Origin of the sequence: Rhodococcus sp. DN22 (assembly GCF_036669995.1) — a bacterium.
In the GTDB taxonomy this organism is placed as follows: domain Bacteria; phylum Actinomycetota; class Actinomycetes; order Mycobacteriales; family Mycobacteriaceae; genus Rhodococcus_F; species Rhodococcus_F erythropolis.
In genome coordinates this window covers 4907356-4919509 of sequence record NZ_CP133326.1, presented here as the reverse complement: position 1 = coordinate 4919509, position 12154 = coordinate 4907356, and the positions used below count along the sequence as shown (strand labels likewise).

Genomic DNA, 12154 nt, shown 5'->3' with positions numbered 1-12154 from the left:
GGTGATCGCTCAGATCGAACTGGCCTCTGCCCACAGATTGATTCCGCTGTCCTTGGCGTGCTGATCTATGGAGGCCAGTTCGGCTGCGCTGAATTCGAGATTGTCGAGCGCGCCGACGTTGGCTTCGAGTTGGGCGACACTGGACGCACCGATCAGTACCGAGGTGACCCGCGAATCGCGGAGTGCCCAGCTCAGTGCCAGCTGAGCCAGCGACTGGCCGCGGTCTGCCGCGATGTCGTTGAGCGCGCGGATGTGGGTGAGAGCGTCGTCGGTCAACCACGACGGATCCAGTGACTTACCTTGAGCTGCACGGGAATCCTCGGGGACGCCGTTCAGATAGCGATCGGTGAGCATGCCTTGAGCGAGTGGTGAGAACGCGATGACGCCGACGCCGAGATCGTCGACAGCCGACAGCAGGTCCTGCTCTATCCAGCGGTTCAGCATCGAATAGCTCGGCTGGTGGATCAAGAGCGGAACCCCCGCAGCGGCGAGCAGTGCGGCGATTTCACGGGTGCGCTCCGGCGAGTACGAACTGATACCCGCGTACAGGGCCTTGCCCTGCTGGACAGCGCTGATCAGGGCGCCTGCGGTCTCGTCGATCGGAGTTTCGGCGTCAGGGCGATGGCTGTAGAAGATGTCGACATAGTCGACGCCGAGTCGTCCGAGCGACTGATCGAGGGACGACAGCAAATACTTGCGGGAACCACCGAATCCGTAGGGGCCGGGCCACATGTCCCAGCCGGCTTTGGACGAGATGACCAATTCCTCGCGGTACGAAGAGAAATCCTCACGCAGGATCCTGCCGAAGTTCGTCTCGGCGCTTCCGTACGGGGGACCGTAGTTGTTCGCAAGATCGAAGTGGGTGATTCCGAGATCGAATGCCCGCCGCAGAACTGCGCGCTGGTTCTCGATCGGTACGTCGTCGCCGAAGTTGTGCCAGAGGCCCAGCGAGATGGCCGGGAGTTTGAGACCGCTCCGACCGGTTCGGCGGTACGGCATGGCTTCGTAGCGGTCCTGCGCGGCGACGTACTGATCGGACATGGTGCCTGCCTTCACATCGTTGTGTTTGCGGTTGAGCGTTCACTCCCGACCATTATCGCCGACGGCGCTCAGGTGTGCCGGCCGCTGGAGGTGTGTCAGTCAAAATGCTTGCGGTTTAAAGCAATTCGATCGATATTTTGGACCGATGTTCAGGTTCGAGTCACAGTGCCGGGCGGCGGTGACGTCGACCACGTCTGGGCTCGCATCTAAGGGAACGGTAAGGAATCGCGGTTACCATGGTCACAGTCGATCGGCGATACCGATCGCCGATTCGCTTCGAACATGTTGCCCAGCAGCCGGATCCGGGGTCCGGCGAGGAGATCTATGTCGACGCAGTCCGTAGTGCACGCACAATCATCCGCAGACGAGAGCGTCGTGGGGGATTCGTCTCCGCCGGGTGGTGGAAGCCGGCGATATCTCGAGCAACTGATCAGATACGACGTGCCGGCGTCGCTGGTCGTATTCCTGGTGGCGCTTCCCCTGTCATTGGGAATTGCGATCGCCTCCGGGGCGCCGATCATGGCAGGTCTGATCGCCGCAATCGTCGGCGGAGTGGTGGCCGGAGCTGTGGGAGGTTCACCGCTGCAAGTCAGTGGTCCCGCAGCCGGCCTGACCGTGGTGGTCGCCGAACTGATCGGCAAGTTCGGGTGGAAAGTCACCTGCCTGATCACCGTCGGCGCCGGAATTCTGCAGATCGTGTTCGGGCTCAGCCGAATTGCCCGTGCGGCGCTGGCTATTGCTCCAGTGGTGGTGCATGCGATGCTCGCCGGTATCGGCATCACCATTGCGCTACAACAGGTTCACGTGTTGTTGGGTGGAAGCTCGGCCAGCTCGGCGCTGGACAATCTACGGCAGTTGCCCGCACAGATCGGTGCCTTGCATGTCGAGGACCTGATGATCGGACTCGTCGTCATCGCCACCCTTCTCGGGTGGCGCTATCTCCCTGCCGGTGTCCGCAAGGTTCCGGCGGCGTTGGTGGGCATCGTATTGGCAACTCTCGCTTCGCTGGCGCTGCCGATCTACGTCGAGCGTATTGCTCTCGACGGATCTTTGCTGGACTCGATCGGACTCCCCGCTCTGCCCGACGGCCAGTGGCTCGGCGTCGCAACCGGCATCCTCACCATCGCCCTGATCGCCAGTGTGGAGAGTCTGCTCTCGGCCGTGGCCGTGGACAAGATGCACTCGGGCCCGCGGTCGAACTTCGATCGCGAGATGCTCGGCCAGGGCACCGCGAACATGGTGTCCGGGGCCATCGGCGGCCTTCCGGTCACCGGGGTGATCGTGCGCAGTGCGACCAATGTCGAGGCCGGGGCGAAGTCCCGCGCGTCGTCGATCATGCACGGCCTGTGGATTCTGCTGTTCTCGGCTGCGCTCGCCGGGTTGGTCCAGCAGATTCCGAAGTCTGCATTGGCCGGACTGTTGATTGTCATCGGTATTCAACTGGTCAAGCTGGCGCACATTCGGTTGGCGCGACGGACCGGTGATCTGTGGGTGTACGGCATCACGGTGGTCGGCGTCGTGTTCTTGAATCTGCTCGAGGGCGTCCTGATCGGGTTGGCGCTGGCCATCGCCCTCCTGGTGTGGCGTGTCATCCGCGCAACTGTCACCGCAGAAGAGTTGGGCGACAACGATTCCGGGAAGTGGCGCGTCCTGGTCGAAGGCTCGTGCACCTTCCTGGTGCTGCCCAAGCTGACGTCGGTGCTCGCCGGACTCCCACCGCGGTCGGACGTCACCGTCGAGCTGTCTGTCGACTTCCTCGACCATGCCGTCTTCGACGTCATCGAAGAGTGGGCGAGGCAGTACGAGTTGGCAGGTGGTTCGGTGATCATCGACGAAGTCGGCTCGGTGAGTATGGAGAGCGCGACCACCGGTCCGCCGAAGCGCGGCGCCGCAGTCACCGACCTGCGCGGCTTGCTCGCGCCGTGGGGCAGTTGGCAACCACAGGCTTCGGGGAGGAATCTGAGCAGCCCGCCGGCCTTGCGGCCCATTCTCGACGGGGTGTCCAACTATCATCGCCATCGCGCCGAAGCGATACGGCCGCACATGGATCAGTTGCGCGACGGGCAGAACCCCGACTCCCTTTTCCTCACCTGCGCAGATTCGCGAGTGGTGCCGAACATCATCACGAGCAGTGGCCCCGGTGACCTGTTCACCGTGCGCAATGTCGGAAACCTGGTTCCTGCCGGCGGCCGCGATACGTCGGTGGAAGCGGCACTGGCCTTCGGGATCGACGAGTTGGGTGTCAGTTCGGTGGTCGTGTGCGGACATTCGGGCTGCGGCGCGATGCAAGCACTCCTGACCAACGGTCCGTCGGAATCGGGAGTCGTCGGTGAATGGCTGCGGCATGCGGAGACGAGCTTGCAGGCCTATACGAGTGGCCATCCGGTCGCGCGTGCTGCGGCCGAGGCAGGTTTCTCGGAGGTCGATCAGCTCGGAATGGTCAATGTCGCAGTCCAATTGCAGACTCTCGAACGCCATCCTCTCGTCGGTCAGGCCCGTGTGGATGGTCGCCTGCGTATCGCCGGACTGTTCTTCGACATCGGCTCGGCTCGGGTCATCGAAGTGACAGCGTCGGGGATCGGCCAGTTGATCGAGACCTGAAGGGCTATTCGGGTCCGGGCTGATCCCTGAGTTCGACCAGCAGGCGAGCCCCGCCGAGTGGACTGTCGTGAAATGTCGTCCGTCCGCCGTGCAGGGCCGCCTGCTGCGCCACCAGCGCCAGGCCCAAACCGGAGCCTGTCTTGCCTGCCGTCGATCCGCGAGTGAAGCGCTCGAACACGCTCGAGCGTTCCTCGGCCGGTATTCCGCAACCGTTGTCGTCGATCGTGATCGTGACGGTGTCCGGTGAATCGGCCGGGCGAGCGAGGGTGATGCGCACCGCGCTCGCGCCGCCGTGGCGGACTGCATTGGTGATCGCGTTGTCGAGGATCAACCGGATTCCGCCGGGAAGGGCCCGGATGCAATAGGGGAGTGGGGAATCCACCGTGACGACGCCGACGTTGAGCCCAGGATGATGTCGGCGTGCGTCGTCGGCAGCGATGTCGCAGACCTCGGTCAAATCGGTGTCCTTGAAATCCTCGGCCGTCGAGAGTTCACCCTTCGCCAGGCGCTCGAGGTCTCTCAGAGTTGACTCGACGCGGCCCTGCGCGCGGGCCAGATCTGTGAGGATCTCGCGTCTTTGTTCGTGATCGAGGTCGTGAATGGACAACACTTCGATGTCGGTTCGCATTGCTGTCAACGGAGTTCGGAGTTCGTGAGCCGAGGCGGACGCAAAATCTCGGGCGGCGGCAAGGGCGGAGTTGGTTGCGGCTTGCGCTCGAGCGACGTCGCTGAGCATCGATTCTGCTGCTGCGGCAAGCTCGTCCGCTTCACGGATTCCGGAAACCTCGGTGGCGAGATCGGGATCGCGCCTGGCGATCCGGCGGGTCAACTCCACGAGGGGGCGCACCGCCGGGCCACCGAACAACCATCCCAACGCAGCTGCGGCCGCTACGGCCCCGACGCCGAAGAACGCAACCTGTCGCTGTTGGTCGACTGTGATGTCTCGCGCTTCGGCATAGGGAACCGCCAGCGAGACAAGGGCATTGATCCCGTCGGCCTCGGCGGTATATGCCCGGTACTTCGTACCGTCCACGTCGACGGTCGCCGAGCCGACCGGTAGTTCGGGCAGTCGCGTCGGGGTACTGGATTTGACGGTTCCGTCGGTATCGGAGCGGATGGTCACGGAAAAGGCGCCGCCGTCTCCGAACGCGCCGAGAAAAGGTCCCGCTGTAGCCGCATTGGCCACGATGACCGTCGATGCCGTCTCGAGTCGGCGGTCCAATTGCGCTAGATTATTTCGTGCGATAGCCAGTGCAACGACCACACCGAGTGCGATGACGATGAACGTCGCCCCCAGTGCCGCGGCCGCGGCAACGCGAGTTCGTAGTGAGAAGCGGCGACGCTTCACGGGTTCTCCCGAAGCACAAACCCGACGCCGCGAACCGTATGCAGCAGACGAGGTGAACCACCGGATTCGAACTTTCGACGCAGATAGCCGATGAAGACGTCCACGACGTTCGTGTCGGCGACGAAGTCGTAGCCCCACACCAGTTCGAGGAGACGTTCGCGAGTGAGCACGATGCCTGAATTGTGTGCGAGCACTTCGAGTAGCTCGAATTCGCGTTTGGTGAGCGGTACTTCCTTGCCGTCGACACGAACCCGGCGACCGGAGAGATCGATGTCGAGGTTTCCGACCCGCAGGGTATTCGTACCCTCGGAGTGATCGCCGGCCGGAGTGTTGCTGCGACGGAGCATTGCGCGGATCCGTGCAACCAGTTCGGCAAGAACAAACGGTTTGACCATGTAGTCGTCTGCACCGGATTCGAGCCCGGCGATGCGATCGTCGACCGAGTTGCGCGCACTGAGCACGCAGATCGGGATTTCGTTGCCGGCGGCACGAAGCGCCGTCACCACACCGGTGCCGTCGAGCACCGGCATGTTGATGTCGAGGACTACCGCGTCCGGTCGTTTGTCGGAGATCACTCGGAGCGCGTCGGCGCCGTCCACCGCCGTCAGTACGGTGAATCCCGAGAGCCGCAATCCGCGTTCGAGTGAGGTCAGGACGTCTGCGTCGTCGTCGACTACGAGGATTTTCGGTATCTCGGTCACAGCCCCATTGTGCCTTGCCTGGTACGTCGGGTTTCGCCGATCAGACCGGCAAGTCGGTACCGTCCGGACGCAGACCGGCCATGAACACCGCGACCAACCGCGGGACCAGGTTCGGCATGGCTTCGTCGGACAACTCGATTTGCGGGCGCGTCAGTTTGGCCAGAGCCATGACGAATTCGAGCGGTTGCAGATCGGCGCGGACCAGTCCGGCGCTCTGAGCGGCGCCGATCGTCGCGGTCATCTTCGTTTTCGTCACCTCACGCACCGCGAGAACTTCGGGCGCCAGCTCGGTGAAACTGCGTTCCACCAGTGCAGGAATGAGCGCACCCAGGCGCAGTTCCACGAGGCGGTCCACCAGCGTGTGCCACGCGTTTGTCGGATCGGTGGACATTGCCGTGAGTGCGATGTCGGCAGCCTCGCGGACATCGGTCAGTGTTGCGACGGCGACGGCGGTCACGAGGTCCTCGCGCGTCGGAAAGTTTCGATACAGCGTGGCGATGCCCACTTTCGCGAGTTCTGCGACTGCATCGAGCGGCGCGTCGTGCCCGCGTTCGGTGAACACCGCTCGTGCGGCGTCGACTATTGCGTTTCTGCGTTCACGTGCATCGGCTCGCACATCCACCTCCGGTATTGACAGTTCATCATAACCGGAGGAATATCTTCCACAAATAGTGGAGGAAAAACTTCCACTTAGGGAGGGTAGTTATGAACGCCGAAGTTGAAGCACAGGACCGCAAGAAGTTGGTGGCTGTGGTGTTGGGCTTGTCCGCCGTGATCGGGCTGATGCTGCTTGCCTTCGTACTGCCCTCGGTCAACAGTGGCCCGCACGAACTGAAGTTGGGCATCACCGGTCCAGTTGCGGCAACCGAACAGATCAGCACCTCGCTCGAGGCGAGTAAGCAAGGCGCCTTCGATACTCGAGAATTCGCCGACGCCGACGCCCTGCGTGACGCGATTCGGAATCGCGACGTGGTCGGCGGAATCGCCGTTGATGCCAACGGTCCTCACGTGTTGATCGCGACTGCAGGCGGAACCCCGATCGCCCAGACCCTGACCGGGGTGGCCAACGGCCTCTCGGAGGCCTCGGGGGCAAAGGTTCCCGTCGAAGACGTTGTGCCGTTGACGGCGGACGACCCGACCGGTGCTGGGCTCACGGCATTGGCCTTGCCCTTGATGTTCGGCGGAATCATGCCCGCTGTTGTTCTCGTGCAACTGTTTCCGCGCAGCATCGTCAAGCGAGTGTTGGGCGCTGCCGGCGTCGCGGTGGTCGCGGGTTTTGCACTGACTGCCATTCTGCAGTTCGGCACCAACAGTCTTGACGGAAACTACCTGCTCACCGCGCTCGCACTCACCATGGGCATGTCGGCCATCTCGCTTCCCATTTTGGGGCTCGAATCCCTGCTCGGGATGAAGGGGTTCGCGTTGGGCGCCGTCACGATGATGTTCATCGGAAACCCACTCTCGGGGATGGCGACAACTGCCGCGTGGTTGCCCGCAGGCTGGGGCGCATTGGGGCAGCTGCTCCCACCTGGCGCCGCAGGAGCATCCGTCCGTTCGATGGCGTTCTTCGACGGCCATGGCGCCACCACGCCACTTCTGGTGCTGGTGTGCTGGATTGCCGTCGGGATCGCGCTGTGCGTGGCTGCCGGCCGGAAGAAGGCGTCGGCGCCGGTTATCGAACCGGAGGCTGCGCTGGTCTAGCCGGCGCAGCTTGCGTACGGGGTCAGGTCGGGAATCGGCCAGACCCCGTCAACGCGTTCCACGGCCAGTTCGGCGACCACGGTGTCCTCGTCCATCGGTAGAGGTCGGAGGATTCGGGGCTTTTCCGCCTCCCATTCGACGTCGATGCCCGCGGAGGTCAGGGCGTCCTGATCGATGACGGCGACGACCAGCGGCAATGTGAGGTCGCCGAACACCAGATCGAGCACCGAAGTGAGTGCGTCCGGGGTCGTTGCGCGAATGAATCCTGCCTCGTCGTAACTGATTCCGCGCGTCGAGACCTCGTACTCACCGAAACGCTTGCATGCTTCCCAGTCGTCGGCGATAGCGACGTGGACGAGTCGTTGTCCGGTCATGCAGTGCTCCTGTAGTATTCGAATTAATGAAACGTCAACGTAGCATTAATTTACCGGCACGGTAACAGGGGACTTTATGGAGCAACCGCGCAGACGTGGGAGAACCAGTGACGCCGAACGCGCCGAACGACGCAACGAGATTCTCGACGTCGCTGTCGACTCGTTTCGAGATGTCGGGTTCGCCCGAACTACCATCGAGGGCATTGCCACGGTGGCCGGCGTCGCCAAGCGGACCGTGTACAGCTACTTCGGCGACAAGTCTGCGGTCTTTGCAGCTGCGGTTGCGCGTCAGCACGCGTACGTCGACAATGCCGGCGAGGGCCAGTCCGACCTGCTCGCCGCTGCAGTGGACATCGTCATCGCCCTGCACAGCGAAAACTCGATTGCGCTGCACCGCATGATGATCGGCGAGGCCGTGCAGTTCCCTGAATTGGCCGCAGCGTTCTACAAATCCGGCCCGGCCAAGTCGATTGCCTTTCTGGAGAAGATTTTGATCGATCAGCACGGCCAGAAGGCTGCGCTGTGCGCGGATCAGTTGTACACCTTGCTGCTCGGGGAGGAGCACCGGCGGCGACTGCTCGGGCTCACCTCCGAACCGACAGCCGAAAGAGCGGCGCAACTGGCGGCCCGCGCGGTGGGATGCGTTCTGAGATCTGATCGGTAGGCTCGACTGGGTGAGTAACTCTGTGATCTGGTTTCGACGCGATCTGAGGGTCGGTGATCTTCCGACTCTGACTGCAGCGGCGGATGCCGGCGGACAGACGTTGGGTTTGTTCGTCCTCGACGAGAAGTTGCTCGGACCGGCAGGCTCACCCCGCCAGAATCAACTGTTCGCCAACTTGTCGGCACTCGACAACCAGCTCGACGGACGATTGATGGTTGTTCGAGGTGATCCGGCAGACGTGGTGCCCCGCGTGGCGGAATCCGTTGGCGCCGAAGAAGTTCACATCAGTGCCGACTACGGGCCCTACGGCCGACGGCGCGACGCGGCCGTGGCCGAGAAGGTGGAGTTGATCGCCACCGGGTCACCATATGCCGTGGCGCCCGGACGCGTCACCAAGGCGGACGGTGATCCGTACAAGGTGTTCACGCCGTACTTCCGTCAGTGGATGGAACATGGTTGGCGGGGCCCCGCGTCGACCGATGCGGGGACGGTCCGTTGGTTCGATCCGAGAGAGAAGGACGGTGGCCCGCGCCGGGTGAGTATCCCCGCGCCGTCCGGCACCGTCAGCGATGTCGTCGGTGAGACCGGTGCGCTCGAACAGTGGAAAGAATACTGCGAGAACGATCTTGACCGGTACGATGACGAACGAAATCGCCCCGACCTCGACACCACGAGCCGGATGTCGATCCCGCTCAAGTACGGCACGATTCATCCGAGAACCATGTTGGCAGATCTCTCCAAGCGACTCGGAGACGGCGCTCAGGCGTACCGTCGCCAGCTTGCTTGGCGAGACTTCTACGCAGACATCCTGTTTCAGCGCCCCGACAGCGCGCGGAAGAACTACGACGACAAGTTCGACCGTTTACGTCACGACGAGGGAGTCGACGCAGACGCCGCCTTCACGGCCTGGTGTGAAGGCAAGACCGGCTTCCCGATCGTGGATGCCGGCATGCGGCAACTCGCCGCCGAGAACTGGATGCACAATCGGGTCCGAATGATCGTCGCGTCATTCCTGGTGAAGGACCTGCACATTCCGTGGTGGCGCGGCGCACGGTACTTCATGTCGCAACTGGTGGACGGTGACTTGGCCTCCAATCAGCACGGGTGGCAGTGGACTGCCGGGTCGGGTACGGATGCTTCGCCTTTCTTCCGCGTCTTCAACCCGATCACGCAAGGGGAGAAGTTCGATCCCGACGGCACATACGTCCGTCGGTGGGTCCCCGAACTTCGCGATGTTCCCGGGAAGGCCGTCCACTCGTTGAAGGCGATGCGCCCAGTCGACTACCCGGACCCGATCGTCGATCACGCGCACGAGCGTGAGGAAGCCTTGCGCCGGTACGGCGAGATCAAAGGCTGAGTGCTCAGTGATCTGCGGGCGCTACGCGGACGCGGTTTCCGTCCAGATCTGAAATGACGAACGTCAGACCGAAGACATCTTCGTTGGGTTCTTCGACGACCTCGACTCCCTTGGCCACCCACTCGTCGTGGATCGCCCGAATTTCGTTGCTCCCGCCGTCGACCAAGATGCCGACTTCGAAATTGCGCGGTGTCGCGGGATCGAGGTCGCGGGACTTGCCGCTCCACAGTGCAAGGACCACACCGCCGCCGAGGTCGAAGGTCATGTACCGAGGGCTGAGGACCTCAGGCTTCGCGTCGAACAATTCGCCGTAGAACGCTGCTGCGGAGGCGGCATCGCTGACGTAGATCAGAAACTGGTTGGGTAGTCGCACTGTGGTTTTCCCTCTCCCGTTGATGTTCGGGCCACCGGCAACGGGGCGTGTGCCTGGTCGTGCGGGGCTGCGTTCAACAATCCCCGCGCGCCGGACGAATGTCCAAGAACAAGTGCGTCTGAGAGGCAGATGGATTACTTATGACGACTGCTGCAGTCACACCGCACTGAGGTGGTACCCGACGCTCAGGTTCGGGTAGTAGCCGTCGATGTAGCTCGAGATGAAGTAGTGATCAGGGTCGGTGGTGCGGGTTCCGTCGGTGTCGAACTGCGGATAGTCGTTGGCCATGAAGACAGCTTGTCCGCCGCCGGGAGTGGAATAGACGACGTCGACCGTCAGGCCGCGCGGGTCCTGGTTGTACGCCGTGACGATTTCGGTCTCGTGGGGCGCGAGCGACTGGCGTGGGCTCTGCATCCACTGTCCGTAGGGGTTGTCGGCGCCTTCGAGATGAATTGTCTGTTCGGTGTCGTTGCTGATCGTCATCGTGATGCTGTTGCCGGTTGTGGGAAGGGTTCCGGCACTGGCGATTCCGCTCAATCCCAACGTGAGGGCGCCGGCGGCCAGAGCTGTGATTGCGGCAACTACGTAGCGTGGGTTCGTCATCGACGGTGTCCTTTGTCCGGGTGAGCGTTCGGTTGGCTCTCTCGAAGACAACTATGTCGGAGCAGATCGATGTCGTATGTCCACTCCCCGGACCCTGTGCAGGCGGAACGGTGTGTCCACCGATCGGGGGACACCTACTCCGACACCGAGACGGCTTCGACCTTTCGCTCGCCGGTGACCAGCAGTCCGATCAGTGCGGCCGCCGCGAGCACCATGACGAGTGCTCCGTAGCCACGCGTCGTATCCACCAATCCGACCTTGCCGACCAGGTAGCCGGCCAGCAAGGCGGGAAGACTGTTGGCCAGATATGCGATGACGTAGACGGTGGACAACAAACCCGCGCGTTCGTGGTTCTCGGCCAGCGGCATGACGGTGAGGATAGTTCCTTGGAATCCTGCTCCGAAGCCGATACCTGCAACAGCCGTACCGACCAGAATCAATACGGCAGAGGATGTTTCAGCACCGATGAGTGTGACGGCCACCCCGAGCACCAAGGCGGTGGTTCCGATCAGCATCACGGTCCGGCCGCCGAGTTTGCGGAAGGTGAGTACTGCTGCCGCTCCGAATCCTGTCAGTGTTGCAACCATGATGGCACCGATGAGGGAGCTGTGAACGTCAAGTGCGTTGCGCGCCAATGCAGGTCCGAGTGAGAGGTAGAAACCTCCCAGCGCCCAGACCGCGATCAGGCACGGTGCGGTCAGGGCAATCATCGTGCGCGCCTGACGAGGAACGGCCAGTGTGGGGCGCAGGGACTGCCAGGCTCCGGGGCGTCCGCCCGAAGTCTCGGGAGCGGCCCATACTCCGAAGATCTCGAGAATGACAAGCACGAGAAGGACCAGGTAGACAGTGCTGGTGGGCCGGGGCAGGTGCTCGCTGATGAGGCTCGAACCCACTGCTCCGACTGCAAGCCCCATCGTCGGAGCGACGCTGTTGATGATCGATCCTCGGCCCGGAGTGCGTTCGAGGTCGATCAATGCCGAACCCAGAGCACTGATTGCAGCGCCGGTGGCAACACCCTGTACGACCCGGGCGATGAGCAGGATGGTCAACCCGTCGGCCGAGGCGAACAGCGCGAGCGAGACTGCCTCGAGCGCGAGTGCTCCGAGCAGGACCGGGCGCCTGCCGATGTGATCGGACAGGGATCCGGCGGTCAGGAGCGTGGCGAGCAATGCGAGAGCGTAGATGCCGAACACGAGCGTCGACGCCAGCGAGGAGAATCCCCACAACTGTTGATAGTGCTCGTACAACGGTGTCGGGGTCGCGGATGCGCCCAGGAACGTAGCGATGATGACGGCGATGAGTGTGAAAGCGACGCCTCGCCCAAGGCGTGGGCGTGAAGTGCTCTCGGTCTGAGGTGAAACGGTCGTTGTCATTGTCGTAGCGCTTCCCGT

12 protein-coding genes are annotated in these 12154 nt (G+C 62.8%); 4 read left to right on the top strand and 8 right to left on the bottom strand.

Going from position 1 to position 12154, the window contains the following annotated elements:
• Positions 1-9 precede the first annotated feature (9 nt).
• Entirely contained in the window at positions 10-1041 is a 1032-nt protein-coding gene (gene mgrA / locus RA302_RS22410) for an L-glyceraldehyde 3-phosphate reductase (RefSeq protein ID WP_007733451.1), read from the bottom strand.
• 324 nt (positions 1042-1365) lie between these two features.
• Here mgrA and RA302_RS22405 point away from each other — a divergent pair, with 324 nt between their 5' ends.
• Positions 1366-3642 (top strand): bifunctional SulP family inorganic anion transporter/carbonic anhydrase, encoded by a 2277-nt coding sequence (locus RA302_RS22405; protein ID WP_030535382.1) that lies wholly within the window; start codon positions 1366-1368, stop codon positions 3640-3642.
• A gap of 4 nt (positions 3643-3646) precedes the next feature.
• Here the strand turns inward: RA302_RS22405 and RA302_RS22400 are convergent, their stop codons facing one another.
• From RA302_RS22400 to RA302_RS22390, 3 genes are read right to left on the bottom strand one after another with little or no spacing between them, the layout of a single operon-like run.
• Positions 3647-4990, bottom strand: coding sequence for a HAMP domain-containing sensor histidine kinase (locus RA302_RS22400; RefSeq protein ID WP_030535383.1), 1344 nt, complete (start codon positions 4988-4990; stop codon positions 3647-3649).
• Positions 4987-5691, bottom strand: coding sequence for a response regulator (locus tag RA302_RS22395; RefSeq protein ID WP_003939853.1), 705 nt, complete (start codon positions 5689-5691; stop codon positions 4987-4989). The genes RA302_RS22400 and RA302_RS22395 overlap by 4 nt, the downstream gene beginning before the upstream one ends.
• Before the next feature lie 40 nt (positions 5692-5731).
• The gene (locus RA302_RS22390) at positions 5732-6307 is read right to left on the bottom strand and encodes a TetR/AcrR family transcriptional regulator (RefSeq protein WP_029256004.1); all 576 of its coding nucleotides are present in this window, start codon (positions 6305-6307) and stop codon (positions 5732-5734) included.
• An 89-nt stretch (positions 6308-6396) separates the two neighbouring features.
• Here RA302_RS22390 and RA302_RS22385 point away from each other — a divergent pair, with 89 nt between their 5' ends.
• Positions 6397-7392 (top strand): ABC transporter permease, encoded by a 996-nt coding sequence (locus tag RA302_RS22385; protein ID WP_338478047.1) that lies wholly within the window; start codon positions 6397-6399, stop codon positions 7390-7392.
• On the opposite strand, the gene RA302_RS22380 is transcribed toward RA302_RS22385, so the two are convergent.
• On the bottom strand, positions 7389-7766 hold the full coding sequence (locus RA302_RS22380) for a DUF952 domain-containing protein (RefSeq protein ID WP_030535385.1): 378 nt from the start codon (positions 7764-7766) through the stop codon (positions 7389-7391). The genes RA302_RS22385 and RA302_RS22380 overlap by 4 nt on opposite strands.
• 76 nt (positions 7767-7842) lie before the next feature.
• Here RA302_RS22380 and RA302_RS22375 point away from each other — a divergent pair, with 76 nt between their 5' ends.
• Positions 7843-8430: a TetR/AcrR family transcriptional regulator gene (locus RA302_RS22375; RefSeq protein ID WP_030535386.1), complete on the top strand. Its 588-nt coding sequence runs from the start codon at positions 7843-7845 to the stop codon at positions 8428-8430.
• Positions 8431-8440: 10 nt separating this feature from the next.
• Complete coding sequence (locus RA302_RS22370; protein ID WP_030535387.1) at positions 8441-9787, top strand: deoxyribodipyrimidine photo-lyase; 1347 nt, start codon at positions 8441-8443, stop codon at positions 9785-9787.
• A gap of 4 nt (positions 9788-9791) precedes the next feature.
• Here the strand turns inward: RA302_RS22370 and RA302_RS22365 are convergent, their stop codons facing one another.
• The 3 genes from RA302_RS22365 to RA302_RS22355 form a co-directional block, all read right to left on the bottom strand.
• Positions 9792-10160: a VOC family protein gene (locus RA302_RS22365; protein WP_003939994.1), complete on the bottom strand. Its 369-nt coding sequence runs from the start codon at positions 10158-10160 to the stop codon at positions 9792-9794.
• Between the two features lie 156 nt (positions 10161-10316).
• Positions 10317-10763 (bottom strand): hypothetical protein, encoded by a 447-nt coding sequence (locus RA302_RS22360; protein WP_021332236.1) that lies wholly within the window; start codon positions 10761-10763, stop codon positions 10317-10319.
• Positions 10764-10897: 134 nt separating this feature from the next.
• Entirely contained in the window at positions 10898-12136 is a 1239-nt protein-coding gene (locus tag RA302_RS22355) for an MFS transporter (RefSeq protein ID WP_003940229.1), read from the bottom strand.
• Positions 12137-12154 lie beyond the last annotated feature (18 nt).